Source organism: Butyricicoccus sp. AM27-36 (assembly GCF_003480945.1).
Taxonomy (GTDB): domain Bacteria; phylum Bacillota; class Clostridia; order Oscillospirales; family Butyricicoccaceae; genus Agathobaculum; species Agathobaculum butyriciproducens.
Genome location: NZ_QUJR01000001.1, coordinates 677,183 through 693,809, shown reverse-complemented (window position 1 = coordinate 693,809; position 16,627 = coordinate 677,183). Strand labels below are relative to the sequence as shown.

The 16,627-nt window shown below is 51.9% G+C and carries 15 protein-coding genes and 1 pseudogene; 3 read left to right on the top strand and 13 right to left on the bottom strand.

The features are described from left to right. Positions 1 to 14: 14 nt before the first annotated feature. From DW724_RS03550 to DW724_RS03510, 8 genes are all read right to left on the bottom strand, one after another. Positions 15 to 203 (bottom strand): transposon-encoded TnpW family protein, encoded by a 189-nt coding sequence (locus DW724_RS03550; protein WP_002569233.1) that lies wholly within the window; start codon positions 201 to 203, stop codon positions 15 to 17. Then, entirely contained in the window at positions 200 to 1,054 is an 855-nt protein-coding gene (locus DW724_RS03545; RefSeq protein WP_118760674.1) for an ATP-binding protein, read from the bottom strand. The genes DW724_RS03550 and DW724_RS03545 overlap by 4 nt, the downstream gene beginning before the upstream one ends. Next, entirely contained in the window at positions 1,051 to 1,800 is a 750-nt protein-coding gene (locus tag DW724_RS03540; RefSeq protein ID WP_118760673.1) for a phage replisome organizer N-terminal domain-containing protein, read from the bottom strand. The genes DW724_RS03545 and DW724_RS03540 overlap by 4 nt, the downstream gene beginning before the upstream one ends. Next, positions 1,790 to 2,002 (bottom strand): hypothetical protein, encoded by a 213-nt coding sequence (locus tag DW724_RS03535; RefSeq protein ID WP_005927784.1) that lies wholly within the window; start codon positions 2,000 to 2,002, stop codon positions 1,790 to 1,792. The genes DW724_RS03540 and DW724_RS03535 overlap by 11 nt, the downstream gene beginning before the upstream one ends. Positions 2,003 to 2,186: 184 nt before the next feature. After that, positions 2,187 to 3,809: a relaxase/mobilization nuclease domain-containing protein gene (locus DW724_RS03525; protein ID WP_117566072.1), complete on the bottom strand. Its 1,623-nt coding sequence runs from the start codon at positions 3,807 to 3,809 to the stop codon at positions 2,187 to 2,189. Then, a complete protein-coding gene (locus tag DW724_RS03520) occupies positions 3,781 to 4,176 on the bottom strand; it encodes a plasmid mobilization protein (protein ID WP_109056364.1) in 396 nt (131 codons plus the stop codon). Before DW724_RS03520 ends, DW724_RS03525 begins: the two co-directional genes overlap by 29 nt. A 586-nt stretch (positions 4,177 to 4,762) precedes the next feature. Further along, positions 4,763 to 4,963, bottom strand: a complete 201-nt coding sequence (locus DW724_RS03515) for a helix-turn-helix domain-containing protein (RefSeq protein WP_006858003.1) — start codon at positions 4,961 to 4,963, stop codon at positions 4,763 to 4,765. Next, complete coding sequence (locus DW724_RS03510) at positions 4,956 to 5,237, bottom strand: sigma-70 family RNA polymerase sigma factor (protein WP_330411767.1); 282 nt, start codon at positions 5,235 to 5,237, stop codon at positions 4,956 to 4,958. The genes DW724_RS03515 and DW724_RS03510 overlap by 8 nt, the downstream gene beginning before the upstream one ends. 564 nt (positions 5,238 to 5,801) lie before the next feature. Between DW724_RS03510 and tet(W) the strand changes: the two genes are divergently transcribed. Together tet(W) and DW724_RS03495 are read left to right on the top strand one after the other, a co-directional pair. Next, complete coding sequence (gene tet(W) / locus DW724_RS03500) at positions 5,802 to 7,721, top strand: tetracycline resistance ribosomal protection protein Tet(W) (RefSeq protein ID WP_002586627.1); 1,920 nt, start codon at positions 5,802 to 5,804, stop codon at positions 7,719 to 7,721. Positions 7,722 to 7,771: 50 nt separating this feature from the next. After that, the gene (locus tag DW724_RS03495; protein WP_002586626.1) at positions 7,772 to 8,539 is read left to right on the top strand and encodes a class I SAM-dependent methyltransferase; all 768 of its coding nucleotides are present in this window, start codon (positions 7,772 to 7,774) and stop codon (positions 8,537 to 8,539) included. Here the strand turns inward: DW724_RS03495 and DW724_RS03490 are convergent. Continuing rightward, on the bottom strand, positions 8,531 to 9,244 hold the full coding sequence (locus DW724_RS03490) for an IS110 family transposase (protein ID WP_330674035.1): 714 nt from the start codon (positions 9,242 to 9,244) through the stop codon (positions 8,531 to 8,533). The genes DW724_RS03495 and DW724_RS03490 overlap by 9 nt on opposite strands. A gap of 207 nt (positions 9,245 to 9,451) precedes the next feature. Here DW724_RS03490 and tet(40) point away from each other — a divergent pair, with 207 nt between their 5' ends. Further along, entirely contained in the window at positions 9,452 to 10,672 is a 1,221-nt protein-coding gene (gene tet(40), locus DW724_RS03485; protein WP_109215034.1) for a tetracycline efflux MFS transporter Tet(40), read from the top strand. A 154-nt stretch (positions 10,673 to 10,826) separates the two neighbouring features. Here the strand turns inward: tet(40) and DW724_RS03480 are convergent. From DW724_RS03480 to DW724_RS03465, 4 genes and pseudogenes are all read right to left on the bottom strand, one after another. Further along, positions 10,827 to 10,955: pseudogene (locus DW724_RS03480) on the bottom strand (Maff2 family mobile element protein); the annotation flags it as partial. Between the two features lie 84 nt (positions 10,956 to 11,039). Next, positions 11,040 to 12,761 carry a VirD4-like conjugal transfer protein, CD1115 family gene (locus DW724_RS03475; RefSeq protein ID WP_118760714.1) on the bottom strand — a complete coding sequence of 574 codons (1,722 nt, stop codon included), beginning with the start codon at positions 12,759 to 12,761 and terminating at the stop codon, positions 11,040 to 11,042. A 53-nt stretch (positions 12,762 to 12,814) separates the two neighbouring features. Next, positions 12,815 to 13,291, bottom strand: coding sequence for a PcfB family protein (locus tag DW724_RS03470; protein ID WP_118760671.1), 477 nt, complete (start codon positions 13,289 to 13,291; stop codon positions 12,815 to 12,817). Positions 13,292 to 13,330: 39 nt separating this feature from the next. Beyond that, positions 13,331 to 16,600, bottom strand: coding sequence for an S-layer homology domain-containing protein (locus DW724_RS03465; protein WP_118760670.1), 3,270 nt, complete (start codon positions 16,598 to 16,600; stop codon positions 13,331 to 13,333). Between the last annotated feature and the right edge of the window lie 27 nt (positions 16,601 to 16,627).

The following is a 16,627-nucleotide window of genomic DNA, read 5'->3' as shown; positions in this document are numbered from 1 at the left end:
TTCTTTATGGTCGGTCAAATCGCCGTTTTTTGTGTAGCAGCTTCCGCTTCCAGCACTTTCATCATCTTGTCGGCTGCGGTGTCGGTTGCACCCTGCTTGAAGAAGCCGGAAACGGTAAGGACGGAGTTGCCCATGCGGATTTCCGTCACACAGTCCGGGCGGCGGTCTGTTTTGGTGGTGCTTGTCTGTTTGGTTTCTGTCATAGGCTCTCCTTTCGCTGCTTCATCAGTTGCTTTAAGCGTTCCAGCTTTTCCTGTGCGGTTTCCTTTCGGAAGTTGCTGCCCGTGAAGCGGACGGGGGCGCACATGGAAGTCAGCCTGTCATAGATACGGGCGTGGGGCGTGTCCTGCGGGTGCTGCAATTCCTCCAGCGTGAGGTTGGTCGTGGCGATCAGCGGCTTGTCGCTTCGGTAACGGCTGTCAATCACGCTGTAAACCTGTTCCAGCCCGTATTCTGTTCCTCGCTCCATACCAAAATCATCAAGTATCAGCAGGGGGTAGCTGCAAAGGCGGGAAATATATTCGTTCCTGCCATCAAAGCTGGCAGCAAGGTCATTGAGTATTGTTGCAAAGTTTGTCATGCAGACGGCAACCTCTTTTTCCATAAGGGCGTTGGCGATACAGGCGGCAAGGTAGCTTTTTCCCGTCCCCACGCCTCCCCAAAACAGGTAGCCGATATTTTCAGCCTGCATGGTTTCCCAGCTCTCCACATAAAAACGGGCGGTTGCGGTCTGCGGGTTTCTGCCGTTGTCATGCTCAAATGTCCAGTTCCGCATAGCAGGGTCGGTAAAGCCCCGGCGTTTCAAGTCCTCCACTTTTTCAAGGTGCTTCTGTCGGCTTTCGGCGGCTTGCTGCTTTTCACGGGCTACCCGCTGGCAGTCGCACTCTGCCGGGTGGCGGTCACGCCCGAAACAGGTCTTTCTCTCTGCAAAGTAGGCTTCTTTGGGTGTATGGCACTTACCGCAGTATAAAAGCCCGTCCTCGCCTGTGTAGTCCTCCGCTTCGGCGGTAGTGGTTGTAATGTCCGTAATCATAGCTTCAATCTCGTTTTTCATAAGCTCTCGCCCTCCTTACATGAATAATCGGGTATGCCCTGTTTCGGGGCAGCCTTGCCTTTGGCAGTGTCCTCCTGCGCCCACTTGTAAATGGTGGCTGCATGGCTGTGGTACTGCTTCCCGGTGGAAGCGATATGGCAGGAAAGCCGGTCAATATAATACTCCCACTTGTCGGGCAGCTCTGTTTTCAGCCCGGAAAGCTCTGTATCGGTCAGTATCACATTGTTGTATCTGCCATAAGCGGCGGGGGCGGGGCGCCCCGTTTCTCCCTCTCTCTCTTTTTCTATCTCTATCTCTTTCTCTAACTCTATCTCTATCTCTGGTGGACGAATGTCGGACAAATGTCCGCCTTTTGTCCGAGACGGTAAAAGTGCCTTGTTTTCCAGCCTTGCAGCCCGTTTTCGCTCGGCTTCGGTAGAGGACTGTCCTATCATCAGCTCAATATCGGTCATATAAAAAGCCCCGCTGTCAAGCTGCTCCACAAGCCCCAACTGCCGGAAAATCTCTAAAGCCCTTTCAACCGTCCCTATCTGGTGGCGGGTCAGTGTCGCTATCATCTGGGCTGTGTAGGGGATATGCTCGTCAAGCTGCAACTTCCCGCCGTTTTTCAGCGATTTTAAGTACAGCTTCAAGAGGATATTGGAATATAAAATCCCGTCTTTCATATCTTCCAGCAGCACAATGGAGTCGCTGTCAAAAAAGTTCTCTTTCAGCTTGAGGTAGTAATACTTGCGGTTATCTGCCATTGTCCCTGTCCTCCTTTTTCCGGCGTTTGGAGTAGTAGCGGGGGCAGAGTATGATAACCGCCCGGAAGCTCTGCTTGCAGCTATGGGTACAGCCCCGGCAGAGGTCGTTGTATGTGATACGGTCGCAGGTGGTATTCCCGACTTTCACTTGCCGCAGGAAAAAAGACCATTCCAGCCGCCGTTTCTTGCTCATTCTTGGCATGGGTGCGCTCCTTTCTGCCGTTTCCGCTGGTGTGACGGTATCGGCGGTAATTCTGTATCATCTCGGTATCATTTTCGGGGTTTTTCTGCCCTGTAAGCCCGTTAAAAAATCCTTTGGTATTGCGGATAGGGTACGGGGCAGCCCCCTTGTTCTGTATGGGTTCGGGTACATTTGGGGGCGGTTTTTATCGCTCCTGTTCCTGCTTTTTCACAGGCTTGCGTTCCCTGCGTAAAATCTGGTCGATATTGCCCTTGACAGTCTGTAAGCGGCGGTATTCCTCCCGTTTTGCCCGGTAATCGTTGTAGCCGCTGTTTTTCTCTTGGATAAGGCTTTCAATCTCGGCTTGCAGGGCTTTATAGCCCGGCAGCTTGGAAATGCCGTTTTCTTTGAAATAGCGGGCGGCTGCGTCTGCTATGATAAAGTCGCTTTCGTGCTTCTGTCGGTAGGCTGCTTTTGCTTTGGCGTTTTTCTGCTGTTTCAGCCCGTCCCGGACAGGGCGGGTCTTGGAATAGGCAAGCACCTGCCGTTGCAGCTCCTTTTTCCCGTCCAGCGTCTTTTCCACCTGCTTCAGCTCTGTAAGGCTTTCCTGCATGGCGGCATAGGCAGCAGAGCAGGCTTCGTCCAGTTCCTCCGGGGAAGAAAAGCCGTACTGCTGGTAGGCGGTAACGGTAGCCGCCATTTGCTTTAGATTGTACTTTGCCGCCCAGCGGTCATAGCCCACGCCCTTGCCCTCGGCTCGCTTGGCTTCCCGGTCAACCATGCGCTGCAAGGTGTTGTCTGCCGGGGTGGTTTTTGTGGGTTTTTCCCCTTGTGACGGCTTTTTAACTGCGACAGGGTATTCGGGTATGGCTTTGGTCTGTTTGGCGGCTCTGTGGGCGTTCTGTGTAAGCAGGGCAAGGACAGCAGCCTTGTCAAAATCGTCCCCAAGCTTCCGGGCTGTGATAGGCTTTGTCCTGTCCGGCGTGAGGTAGGAAAGCCGCCCTCGGCTCTCCTTGACGGTCACGCCCTCCCGCAGCAAAAGGGAAGAAAACTCGTCAAAGCTGGTAGCTTGGGAAAGTGCCTGCCGTATCGTCCGGCGCAGCTTCGCCTTGTCCGTTTCAAACTTGGTGGGCTTGGTCGGCTGTCCGGCGGCTTCTCTGGTGGCGTTCTCTTTATCAAGGGCAAGCTGCCCTTTCTTTGCCGCCCAGTACTCTCGTTCTGTTATCCGTTCCTTGCTACCGTTCAAGAGGTCGATTTGGTAAAGCCCCTCCCGGTGGCACATCTCCATGACTTCACTCTTGAAATATTCCATAGCGGCATTGGTGCAGCGGTGCTTGCAGCCCGCCCTTGTGTCGGCTGGTCTGTCCATGTAGGGCAGAAGCGGGACTTCATAAATTCGCAGGGAGTTGATGACGATATGCACATGGATATTGCCGCTGTGGTTATGCCCGTCCGGGTGGGTGCATACAAGGGCTTGGTGTCCGGGGAAATGCTCTTTACAGAACTTCTCGCCCAGCTCCTGCGCCTGGTCTACGGTCAAGCCGTTGTCTGTCCCGTCCCGTGGGTCAAAGCTGATGATATAGTGGTGGCTTTTCACATCTTCCCGTTTTTGATTTTTCTCATAGCGGAGATTCGCCCGCATACAGGCAACAGCGAAATCCTCGCCCCCGCAGTTGAGGGAAGAAATGCGGTAATCCTCCCTCGGTATCAGCCGCCCGTTTCCATCAAGGGTGGGCTTCATGGTAAACTCGTCATGCTCAAATGTGAGGTAGGCTTCCGCTGCGCCATAGTCGGCATTTTTAGAGCTGATATGTTTGAATGTTGCCAACAGCGTCACCCACTTTCTGCAAGATTTCAAACTTTAGGGCAGCAAGGTCGGAAACCGCCGCCCGTACCTCCCCGGCAAGCTGCGGGTAGGGGCTGTGCCACTCGTTCAGCGTCCGGGCTATCTGGTTTAAGTTGCCGCCGATCCTGCCGTATTCGGCGGTCAGCTTCCCAACAGCGGCAAGCAGCTCATCATTGACGGGAGAAACGGTTATGATGGGGCGTATGGCTGCCCCGGTTATGGCTTGCCGGATAAACTCGGCTTGGCTCATGTTGTAGGCAGAAAGCCTTTCTGCAAACTCGGCGTATTCTTCCTCGGTCATGCGTGTTTTGACTACCCGGCTGCGGTGCGGTGTGTTGTATCGTTTCATGGTCGACAGACCTCCTTTCTGTGTATGGTGTCCTCTCACTAATAGGAGAAAAACAGGGTGTGAAGCGGAACTGTTTTTGAAAAATCCGAAAAAATATTTTGAGGGATTTTTAAGCGGCGTAAGCCGCATGGCAGGGTTTGGGGAAGGCACTCCCCAACAAGATTCCCGCAGGGGCAAAATGAGCGATAAGCGAATTTTGGTACTGCGGTAGAATCTTGCTCTAAGAAACTGCCGGACTGCCGTTCACTTCCTACTGCCACTTTTTCAGAAAATCTATAACCAGCTTTTTCATAAAAGGCTGCGGGCTGGCGTTCTTCCTCTTACTCCCTACAACACCGCAAAAAGCAAAAATGACGGACTTTCCGGCAAGAACTTTTCCGGCGGCTCGGTCTTTCCCGACAATAAGGCGTTTCGGAAGCTGCGTTTTGCCCGCTGTCTAAAAAAAACGGCAGCCTTTTTTGGTTTCACTATCTAATACGGAACTTTTGGAAATTTGCCAAAAATGAGCGCAAAAAAAGCAGCAAATCTTTTTCGGATTTACTGCTTCATGTGCCGCTGCGGGGCGGCGGGATATTCAGTTTCTATGTTATCGGTCAAGCCGGAACTTGAACAGGCTTTCAATCAGCTTTGTTCTGATGTAGTCCTCCATATCAGAGTTGTAATAGCCGTTCATCTTAGAGAAGTAGCGGATATATCCAGCGTATCGGTCAAGGACGGCTTGTATCGCTATGGGGTCGCCCTCATGTGCCTTTATGATAGTGTCATAGGGGAGAAGTCGGTTACTCATGGGACAGCACCTCCATTTCCTCTTTCAGCCGCTTCAAGGCAAGCCGTATATGCCGCCCGATTGTGCTGCGTGTCCAGCCGCTTTGTTCTCCGATTTCTTTCTGCGTCAAGTGCTGAAAGTAGTACAAAAAGATTTCTTCCTGCGTCTGTTCCGGCAATCGGGCAAGAGCAGCCGCAAGAGAATGCTCATGTACGGTAAGGAAGCAAGCAACCGAAAACAAGAGATAGACCGCCAGCACTACACTATTCCGAACCAAAGACCAAAAGATAAGCATTGTGGGAAAATCTAAACTTTTGGATTTTCCTACAATGCCAACTACGGCGGAATCCCTCCCACTCCTTATATCTTTCTGTATACATTGAATTTGTATTTAGTAAAATGCAGACAACACCACGGATCGGCTTTTGGTTGGACAATTCCAACCAAACACCACAGCAGACAGCAGAAAACATTCTGAACGCTAGGAAGCCGGTATGATTGTTACATATAAGGGGAAGAAAAATTTCTTTTAGGTACTTGCTTTCCTAAAACTGATGTGATACAATGATTTAATCCAGAAAAGGAGTAAAAAATATGCGGCAAGGTATTCTTAAATAAAACTATAATCAAATAGTGGGAACAAAGGATTATGATAGCTCCTTTTGTAGGGGCTTAGTTTTTTGTACCCAATTTAAGAATACTTTTGCCTTATCAATTTTGACATATCCCCAAAAACAGCAATCACAAACAGGTGTATGCTGTATATGTGTATGTCCGCAACTTATAATCCCCAGTGGTAAAAGTATTTTACTGCTGGGGATTTTTATGCCCTTTGGGGCTGTAAAGGGAGGACAATCACATGAAAATAATCAATATTGGAATTCTTGCCCATGTAGACGCTGGAAAGACGACCTTGACGGAGAGCCTGCTATATGCCAGCGGAGCCATTTCAGAACCGGGGAGCGTCGAAAAAGGGACAACGAGGACGGACACCATGTTTTTGGAGCGGCAGCGTGGGATTACCATTCAAGCGGCAGTCACTTCCTTCCAGTGGCACAGATGTAAAGTTAACATTGTGGATACGCCCGGCCACATGGATTTTTTGGCGGAGGTGTACCGCTCTTTGGCTGTTTTAGATGGGGCCATCTTGGTGATCTCCGCTAAAGATGGCGTGCAGGCCCAGACCCGTATTCTGTTCCATGCCCTGCGGAAAATGAACATTCCCACCGTTATCTTTATCAACAAGATCGACCAGGCTGGCGTTGATTTGCAGAGCGTGGTTCAGTCTGTTCGGGATAAGCTCTCCGCCGATATTATCATCAAGCAGACGGTGTCGCTGTCCCCGGAAATAGTCCTGGAGGAAAATACCGACATAGAAGCATGGGATGCGGTCATCGAAAATAACGATGAATTATTGGAAAAGTATATCGCAGGAGAACCAATCAGCCGGGAAAAACTTGCGCGGGAGGAACAGCAGCGGGTTCAAGACGCCTCCCTGTTCCCAGTCTATCATGGCAGCGCCAAAAATGGCCTTGGCATTCAACCGTTGATGGATGCGGTGACAGGGCTGTTCCAACCGATTGGGGAACAGGGGGGCGCCGCCCTATGCGGCAGCGTTTTCAAGGTTGAGTACACCGATTGCGGCCAGCGGCGTGTCTATCTACGGTTATACAGCGGAACGCTGCGCCTGCGGGATACGGTGGCCCTGGCCGGGAGAGAAAAGCTGAAAATCACAGAGATGCGTATTCCATCCAAAGGGGAAATTGTTCGGACAGACACCGCTTATCAGGGTGAAATTGTTATCCTTCCCAGCGACAGCGTGAGGTTAAACGATGTATTAGGGGACCAAACCCGGCTCCCTCGTAAAAGGTGGCGCGAGGACCCCCTCCCCATGCTGCGGACGACGATTGCGCCGAAAACGGCAGCGCAAAGAGAACGGCTGCTGGACGCTCTTACGCAACTTGCGGATACTGACCCGCTTTTGCGTTGCGAAGTGGATTCCATCACCCATGAGATCATTCTTTCTTTTTTGGGCCGGGTGCAGTTGGAGGTTGTTTCCGCTTTGCTGTCGGAAAAATACAAGCTTGAAACAGTGGTAAAGGAACCCTCCGTCATTTATATGGAGCGGCCGCTCAAAGCAGCCAGCCACACCATCCATATCGAGGTGCCGCCCAACCCGTTTTGGGCATCCATAGGACTGTCTGTTACACCACTCTCGCTTGGCTCCGGTGTACAATACGAGAGCCGGGTTTCGCTGGGATACTTGAACCAGAGTTTTCAAAACGCTGTCAGGGATGGTATCCGTTACGGGCTGGAGCAGGGCTTGTTCGGCTGGAACGTAACGGACTGTAAGATTTGCTTTGAATACGGGCTTTATTACAGTCCGGTCAGCACGCCGGCGGACTTCCGCTCATTGGCCCCGATTGTATTGGAACAGGCATTGAAGGAATCGGGGACGCAGCTGCTGGAACCTTATCTCTCCTTCATCCTCTATGCGCCCCAGGAATACCTTTCCAGGGCTTATCATGATGCACCGAAATACTGTGCCACCATCGAAACGGCCCAGGTAAAAAAGGATGAAGTTGTCTTTACTGGCGAGATTCCCGCCCGCTGTATACAGGCATACCGTACTGATCTGGCCTTTTACACCAACGGGCGGAGCGTATGCCTTACAGAGCTGAAAGGATATCAGGCCGCTGTCGGTCAGCCGGTCATCCAGCCCCGCCGTCCAAACAGCCGCCTGGACAAGGTGCGCCATATGTTTCAGAAGGTAATGTAAAGATACATAATCGTCAAGACGGCAACAATCAGAAGTTATGGAGGGTAACAATGGAATATAGTAAGGAAGATTTAATGGAAGCAAAAAAGCAAATTTGGGGAGTGGGAGAGAACATGGGAACAGAGGAAAGTAAAAAAATCTGGGAGGAGAACGCACAATTTTGGGATAATGCAATGGGTGACGAATCTAATGAATTTCACAGAGAGGTAGTGCGTCCCAAAGTAACGGAACTTCTATCTCCTAATCCTGCGGATTACATTTTGGATATTGCGTGTGGCAATGGAAATTATTCTTCGTATCTTGCACAAAGAGGCGCTTCGGTTGTCGCTTTTGATTACAGCAAAAAAATGATAGAATTGGCTAAAAGACGGCAATCACAATATGCAAAACAAATTGAATTTTGTGTGGCGGATGCGACCGATAGAAAAAGTATATTAGAATTAAAAAGAAATCGAGCCTTTACGAAAGCAGTTTCTAATATGGCAATTATGGATATTACGGATATTGAACCACTTCTTATGGCTGTTTATGAACTGTTGCAGGAAAGCGGAATTTTTGTCTTTGCAACGCAACACCCTTGTTTTGTCACGTTGACTGAAAAATATATGACACCGCACAGTTACTATGATATAGCGATTGAAGGGCAACCGAAAGAGCAGATTTATTATCATCGTTCCATACAAGATATTTTTAACCTTTGTTTTAGAGCTGGATTTGTCATTGATGGATTTTATGAAGAATGTTTTAAAACCAACAAAGAAATTCCTATGGTAATGATAGTAAGGCTTAAGAAGGTAAAACGTGATAGCTTAAAATAAATTCAAGTTGAGTTCCGCATGAAGCTTCAATACGATGGCGGATTGCAGGTCCTTGAAATAATAGTAGTCACGCACGAGATTGCGCAGGTCAATGATTGCGTCATCCGGGACAATGGAAGCCTTAAGGGAGGCATCCAGGCCGACTTTAGCAGCTTTTTTTGAATCAAATTTATCATTATGCAGTTTCCTGACGTTCATATTTGTGCTATTCTTAGTAATGATAGGATTAATGACGGCGCAGTCAAAACCCTTATCACGAAGGAAGCACAGGAGTGGGATGTGGTAGATCCCGGTGGATTCAAGGAAGCAGCGGCTTTCAAGAGAATACATCTCCTGGGCTTCCTTTATTTTTGAGATGGCAAGCTCACGGGACTGCGGATCAGAATGAATGATCTTAAAAGGCTTACCGATGAGGATGCCATTGGGGAGCATGATAGACATCCAGGTGAAGTCTGCGCCGACATCAAACCCGACAGAGAGATAGGGGATGCTTTCAGGCATCTTGAGTACTTTTTGATAGTGCATAGTAATATCCTTTCCGGCAGGCATCCAATTCCAAAGGGTGGATACACAACCTAGCGGCTTATACAGGTATAGCCTGAGGCTTCCCAACCAGCCAAAACATAAATCACCACCGAAAGGATTGACAGACTTTCTAAGAGGTATCGCCAGCCAGAAGGCCGGCTCCCAAGGAGGAAACGTCAATGATCCTGCCTTCAGTGATTATACCTCTATATTTTGTCTGGTGCATTAAGGAAACCTCAGACACGGTAAATATGTCCTATAACTTCTGATGGAGGGGGAACTCCTCCTTCCGTTATATCTATATAGATTTATTAGATTGGACTTTGTAACTATTAACCAGTAGTCGTTCTTGACTACACCATTATTATACTAGGAGGATGTAACTTCATGTTTGCTAAAAATTCAAAGGCATATTCTGTCTACCTGCTGTTCCGATTTGTCTGTTCCCTGGCGGTTTCTATGTCCACAGTGCTTTCCATCGTGTACCACCTGGAGGTGGTGCAGCTGGATGCTTTCCAGCTTGTCCTGGTAGGGACGGTTCAGGAGACCTCCTGCTTTCTGTTCGAGATGCCCACCGGTGTGGTGGCGGATTTGTATAGCCGTCGGCGCTCGGTGCTGATTGGAATGTTCCTCTACGGCCTGGGCTTTCTGATGGAGGGTGCGCTACCGTGGTTCGCGCCGGTTCTGCTGGCCCAGGTTGTCTGGGGTTGCGGTGATACCTTCATCACCGGCGCTCTGGAGGCGTGGATTGCCTCGGAGGAAGAGGACAAACCCATAGACAAGGTGTTCCTGCGGGGCAGTCAAATGGGGCAAATCGGCGGCGTTCTGGGCGTGGTGCTGGGCACACTGCTGGGAAACATAAACCTGCAAATGCCTCTCATCTTGGGGGGCAGTTTGTGCTTGTTGTTGGGGCTGGTGATGGTTCGCATCATGCCAGAAACCAACTTCTCCCCTGCTATTGAGGAACGGCAGGGCTTGCTTAAAGACTTTGTCTGCCTGTTCAAGCTCAACCTGGGCTTTGTGAAAGGCGCACCTGTGTTGCTGGCGCTCTTAGCAATCACACTATGCGGGGGACTTGCCAGTGAAGGCTTTGACCGGCTCTCCACCGCTCATTTTCTGGATGACACGGTAATACCCGTTATCGGGCCGCTGAACAGCGTCACTTGGTTCGGTGTTATCAGTCTTATCGGCAACGGCTTAGGTATTCTGGCTTCTCAGTTGCTCATCGCCCGCATGGAGAAAAAAGGGACTGTCAGCCGAACCAGTGTGGTCATGTCCACCAGCGCCGGGTATATCCTGTTCCTGGTTCTCTTCGCGGTGGGGCGGAGCTTTTGGTTCATGTTGTTGGTGTTCCTGCTGGCGGGGCTTATGCGCACCATCAAGGAGCCTGTGCTGGCCGCCTGGATGAACGACCAAGTGGATGAGAAAATGCGCGCCACAGTCTTTTCCACCAGCGGACAGCTGGACTCTTTCGGGCAGATCATCGGCGGGCCTATTGTGGGGCTGGTAGCCCAGCAGGTGTCCATACCCTGGGGGCTGGTCTGTACCGCTTTCCTGCTGTTGCCCGCGCTGTTCTTAGTGCCGGTGGCGGGAAAGAAGCGGGATTGATATGGCATAGTTAAGTTTACTGACGAGCGGGAGATTACTTCCGCTCGTCTTCATTTAGTAGCGCAAAATTTGAGGACTCTTTATTTCCTTATTCGGTATAGCGGAGGCGGCTGTCAATTCGACATAATTTTCTTGTGATACTTTACCGTACATGAGCATTTGCCGCAGGGTTGTCCGACCCGTAACCTTCCAGAAGGTTGATGACGCCCCAGATACCGACCACGCCGCCGATCGCCGTGACCATCGTAGAGAGTGCGGAAACCGCAGAGCTGAAAAATTCCATAAAATTGTCCTCCTGTGTTTTGAAAATGTGAATATATGAAAAACTGCCCGCCAATCATGCCGAATTGGTAGATCAGCGGGCAGGTCATACCGCTTCGTCAGCGGCCTCCCCAAGGTCATAGACCTCGTAGGTTTCGTCCGGCTGTAAACGCAGCCGGTGCGAGAGATATTGCTTGACATTCAAGGTGTATTTCTTGTTGGCATCCGCCGTATAGCGGTACATAGGATGCTTCGTCAGGTCGTACTTCTTGGAGTAGAATGGGCGCACACCCTGTAACTGCATGATGCATTTGCTCGACGGCATGACCGCCAATTCATCGACGCTCATCAGCTCTTTTCCGAGTTTCTGATAGTTCAGTCCATAGCTGCGCTGACTGCCGCGGGTGTCGCTGGTATTCATCGCATCGATCGTTTCTTTGCCCAGCATGGTAGACACCATCTTGAGGCTGCTTTCCTCCTTGCCACCCAGAAAGAGCATCGTGGAACAGCATCCGGCAATGGTTTCGGCGTTGTCCTTATACATTCCCTTGAGTTGGCTATATGTCTGCAACACAATATGTGCCGATATATTGCGGGAACGAATGACACTGACCAGATGCTCCCAGTTCGGGATCTTCTGGTTCGCAAATTCATCAAAAAGGCAAGTCACATGGACCGGCAAACGCCCGTGATAGACCTTCAATGCACGGTCGCACAGCACATTGAACATCTGGGAATACAGCATCGCGGAGAGAAAATTGAAGGTCGGGTCCACATCGGACACGATGCAGAACAGTGCAATTTTTTCATCGCCCAGCTTTTCCAGTTCCATTTCGTCATACGCCATCATGTCACGCACCTCCTGAATGTCGAAGGGAGCCAGCGCCGCACTACACGAAATCAAGATAGATTTTAGAGTTTTGCCGGCGGCTTGGCGGAACTTGGTATACTGTTTCACTGCGAAGTGATCCGGCTCGCGTTTCGCCAGCTTATCAAAAAGCAGGTCTACGGGAGATTTGAAATTCTCATCCCCCTCTCGGCACTCGCAGGCATTGAGCATATCCAGCAGCATCGCAAAGTTTTTTTCTTCCTCCGGCGCTTCATAGTAAATATAGGCGATCAGCGCTTGGAGCAGCAGTGCCGTTGCCTGCTGCCAGAAATCATCGCCGCCCTTTTCCTTGCTCTGGGTGTTCGCCATGATGACTGTGACCAGCGAAAGTATATCGGTTTCACTGTGCAGATAATGGAAGGGGTTATAGTGCATGGAAGCGCTGAAATCAATGGTATTCAGGATCTTCAGCTTGTAATGTCCTTTCTTGATGAGAACTTGTCCCACTTCCTCCACGACCGTACCTTTCGGGTCCGAGCATACATACGATGCGTTCATCTGCAAAAGGTTCGGCTTGATATGATAGCGGGTCTTACCGGAGCCGGAGCCGCCCAGAACCAGTACATTCAGATTCACATTCCGCTTTTCCGGGTCCGCGATCTGCCCCAATGTCAGGCGCTCGGTGTCCGTCAGCAGGATATTCTGCGCGAAATCATCATTGATGAACGGTGCAATATCCTTCTGATTGCCCCACCGGGCGCTGCCGTACTCAGCACCGTGACGAAACTTCTTTGCATTCTTCTTTCGGTAATACACAGTCAGCCACAGCAAAACACCGCAGCACATACCGACCAATAGGTCAAACGGGTGCAGGCTCGGCAGCGGATGCTCCATCACGCGCCCCAGCACCATGATCGTATTCATCAGACGGTCGATGATGTCCACGCCGGTCGCCAACCGGTATTCCTGCCCCAGCTTGGTCGCAAGCAGACCGATCATGCCATACGGCAGCAGTGCTTTGATAGTGGCGGTATCCGGCTTTGAGATTTTCCTCACAGCGACACCTCCTTGTCCTTGGTTTTCGCCGGAGCCGCTTCCTTGTCCAGCACTGCGATCCGCAGCTTGGCAAGCTGTTCCCGAACAGACGGTTTCTTCTCACGCTGCACGACCTTTGCCGTATATTCCTGAAAGGCAGCGGTCATCGCATCGGCGTCCCGTGCCTTGAAGAAAATGAGATAGCGCGGCTTTTCCGCCGCGCTATCCTTTCTGACTGCAAAATCCACGCCGTATTTTCGCGCAACACGCTCAAAGGTGCGGATGCTGGCACTGGACACCTCAATGGTGGATGCACCGCCGCCTTGCTGCAACAGGTGCTTTACCGACTGCTTACCTCGGTAGACTTTCGGGTTCTGCGTTTGGCGCTGCATTTCTGCCAGCGCCTTGCGGATCAGACTTTTCAGCAGCCTTTCCGTCAGCTTTGCGCCGGTCGTGATCACAACCACTGTCTTTTTCTCCAGTTCCTCCTGCATGGTGCATCACCATCCTTTCGGTGCAGGGGAAAACGAAAATCACTTGCTCCAGCTTTCGCTGTCACCGAGGATGGCGGTATGGGCGTTGGCAGCCTCCATGACGGCGTAATATGCCCAATGCTTACGGCTGACATCCGGGAAGGTGTTCAGCTTGCGAAGATTGTCCGCGATGTAGTCCTCATCTGCTTCGCGTCCCAGCAGGCGGTTGACGATGGTAACGACTTCGGCGCGGTTGATCTCGCGGTCTGCGTGGAACGAGCCGTCCCCGTAGCCGTTGATCCAGCCGTGGAGTGCCGCGTATTTGATGTACTCCGCCGCCCAATAGCCGGAAGAAACATCGTGGAAGCCGCTAAACTGCTCCATGATCTCCGCATCGCCGTCGCCATAGACATCAAAGAAGCGGACCGCCATCGTGGTAAATTCCGCGCGGGTAATAGCGTCATTCGGCGCAAAGATGGTCTTGCTCTTACCGTAGGTAATGCCGTTGTTGGCGAGGTATTTCACATAGCCGCTATACCATGCGTGTGCAGGAATATCCGTGAACTTGGTATTTGCCGCCGTGGAAATGGTGTCGCCGTTCTTCTCAGCAAGCAGTCTTGCGAAGATGGCGGCGGCTTCACTGCGGGTCATGCTGCGGCTGGGGCCGAAGGTGCCGTCCGTGTAGCCGACGATGTAAACGCCGTGTCGCTCGGTCTTCTCGATCTCCGGGACGGTAAGCTCGCCGTTCTTGTCGGTCTTGCCTTTTTCCGTCTGATTCAGGTCGCCCTTGACAGTGATATTCTTGTTTTCCTGCGGGTTCTTCTTGTGGTCGGTGAGAATGACCGTCACTTGATGCTTGGCATCCATATCCGTACCGTCGGGCAGCTTGACCGTAATATTGCCGGTCTTTCCGATGGAAACATCACTGCCGGAGATGGGACGCTTGGTATCCGTGCGGATGACATTGACGGTCAGCGTCCAGCGATCGCCGTCCGCATCCTCATAGCCAGTAGTGACCTTGCCGTCCTCATTGGTCTTACCGCTGCCGGTGGGGACGGTGATCTGACCTGCCTTGTCGGTCTTGCCGGAGGCGTAGTTGTCGTTCTTGTCCGTGACAGAAATGCTCATACCGGAAACGACACTCTTGTCCTTGACAAGCTGTACGGTCACGGTGGTCTGGTCATCATAGTCCAGCAGGCGGCTATTGGGCAGGCGGATGGAGATGCTGTTGTCCTTATGGAGCGCAACGGCGGCATTCGCCACAGGATTTTTGGTGTCGGTATCGGTGACGGTCACAAGATAGCCGCCCACAACGACTTCACCCTTGCTGTCCGTGGTGCCGCTGTTGTAGACTTTCTCGATCTCTGCCGCTTCCAGCTTCTCACCGCAATTCTCGCACTCTTTGTGCTTGCTGCCCTCGGAGTCCGTAGTCGGCTCCTTGTCGATGATCCAATCACCCGGCTTGTGACCGGTAGGCTCGGTGTAATCAGTCTTGGTAGTATCTCCGCAGAGGGTGCAGGTGTTGGTGGTGTAGCCCATCTCCGTGCAGGTGGGGGCGGTCACTTCACGCTTGTAATCGTGACCGAGCGCGTTTTTCAGCACAGCGCCGCACTTGGTGCAGAGCTGCGGCTGGGTGCAGGTGGCGGCATCGCCGGGGACATGACCTGCCGCCTCATTACCCTCGATGCGGTGATAGCCGCAGCGGGTGCAGCGGTATTCCATCACGCCCTCGCCGGTGCAGGTGGCGTTGGTGACGAGCGTGCCCTCGTCCCAGCTATGACCAAGCGCGTCGGTGTAGTCCGTGACGAAGCTGCTGCCGCAGCCGTCGCAGCGGTGGATGGTCTTGCCGCCGTTTTCGCAGGTAGCAGCGATGACATGGGATTCGTAATTGTGGGGCAGTGCCGCCGTGATGTCCTCAATGTGATGATCCCCGCAGACGGAGCATTCCCGGACGGTATAACCGGGGCTGGTACAGGTGGCGGCCACGGTATAGACCTCATAGCTGTGTTCGCCCTTGGGCGTTGCCGTCTGCTTCATCTCGCCGCAGCGGGAGCACAGTTCCAGCAGCTTGCCGTCCGTATCACAGGTGGCGTCGCGGATGACGATGCTCTGCCATGCGTGACCGAGGGAGTCCACATAGTCGCGCTTTTCGATCTTGCCGCAGTCCGTGCAGAGATAGCGGTCATAGCCGAGGGTGGTGCAGCCGGCTTTGGTGCTGTCCAGCAGAATATACTTGTGGTTTTCACCACAGCCCTTGTCGATGCAGCAATTTCCATTGCAATTCTTGTTCTGGCAGCCGCAGTTTGGATTCCCGCAGCCGCAGGCGCAGGAGCCATCGTCTTTGGTGCTTTCATCTCGCAGCCAGACCTTCGCCACGCCGTTCTCAGTCATTTCCTTGCCCTTGTAGGTGTAGGTGATCTCATAATAGACCATGTATTGACCGGCTTCTGTATAATTGGGTGCAGAGGTCATGGTGCAGTTGTCTGCGCTATTGCCATAGCGGATAGCAGTGTGGACGCCTGCTTCTGAGAGGTCGCTAACCGTAATCGTGTGCGACTTGCCGTCTGCGATGCCGTAATAGTCCGCGATGACCGCCTTCGCAGCCGTGTAGTCATAGCGGGCGTAATCGCACAGGCTACACTTCTCCACCTCTGCAAAGCGGCCATTCGCCGGCTGGGGCAGCACTTCTGTTACCATGCTGTGACGCTCCAGTTTACTGCTTTCGGTGTGGTTCGTGCCGTAGCAGAACGCGCAATAGGTGCCGCCCTTGGTGGTGACAGTATGGTAAGTGTCGTCTGCGTACTCGTAGGTCACGGTTTCGTCGAGTTTCTGCGTGAACTCGGCAGCACAGTCATACAGCCAGTACACATTTTTCAGATAGCCGTAGTCCGTCGTTGCCATATTGGTGTTGATACCGCCGCAGGTTTCGCAGACGGCTTTCGTGTAGTGATACCCGGTATAGGTCGCATTCTTGCCGGGAACACCATCCATCGTGTCGCCCTTGCCGTTGCCGCCGACCATAGTACCGTCCGAGTATTTCACATTGCGGCTGAGTGCAGACTGACCGTTTTTCGTGTACTCCGGCACACGAAACGCAAGAAATGAGGTCTGCTTGCCGCACTCATGGCAGGTAAAGGTTTCATGAGTTATAACACTATTAGCATCCAGCTCATTCGTGCGACCGGATGCCTGCATCCAGTGTTCCGCAGGGTCATGGTAGCTGTTCTGCTGTGCCGCAAAGGCGGTAGGAAACATGGAGAACATCAGGGTCAGAGCAAGAAGCCCTGCCAAAATCGACCTCGGTCGATGGGGATTGGAATGAAGTTTCATAAAATTACCTCCATTTTTTGAAATTTG

Coding starts and splice junctions, on each gene's coding strand:
- DW724_RS03550 (WP_002569233.1), bottom strand. CDS start 203: ATGACAGAAACCAAACAGACAAGCACCACCAAAACAGACCGCCGCCCG.
- DW724_RS03540 (WP_118760673.1), bottom strand. CDS start 1,800: ATGGCAGATAACCGCAAGTATTACTACCTCAAGCTGAAAGAGAACTTT.
- DW724_RS03470 (WP_118760671.1), bottom strand. CDS start 13,291: ATGCAGGAGGAACTGGAGAAAAAGACAGTGGTTGTGATCACGACCGGC.
- DW724_RS03520 (WP_109056364.1), bottom strand. CDS start 4,176: ATGAAACGATACAACACACCGCACCGCAGCCGGGTAGTCAAAACACGC.
- DW724_RS03515 (WP_006858003.1), bottom strand. CDS start 4,963: ATGAGTAACCGACTTCTCCCCTATGACACTATCATAAAGGCACATGAG.
- DW724_RS03465 (WP_118760670.1), bottom strand. CDS start 16,600: ATGAAACTTCATTCCAATCCCCATCGACCGAGGTCGATTTTGGCAGGG.
- DW724_RS03510 (WP_330411767.1), bottom strand. CDS start 5,237: ATGCTTATCTTTTGGTCTTTGGTTCGGAATAGTGTAGTGCTGGCGGTC.
- DW724_RS03495 (WP_002586626.1), top strand. CDS start 7,772: ATGGAATATAGTAAGGAAGATTTAATGGAAGCAAAAAAGCAAATTTGG.
- DW724_RS03475 (WP_118760714.1), bottom strand. CDS start 12,761: ATGATCGGTCTGCTTGCGACCAAGCTGGGGCAGGAATACCGGTTGGCG.
- DW724_RS03545 (WP_118760674.1), bottom strand. CDS start 1,054: ATGAAAAACGAGATTGAAGCTATGATTACGGACATTACAACCACTACC.
- DW724_RS03535 (WP_005927784.1), bottom strand. CDS start 2,002: ATGCCAAGAATGAGCAAGAAACGGCGGCTGGAATGGTCTTTTTTCCTG.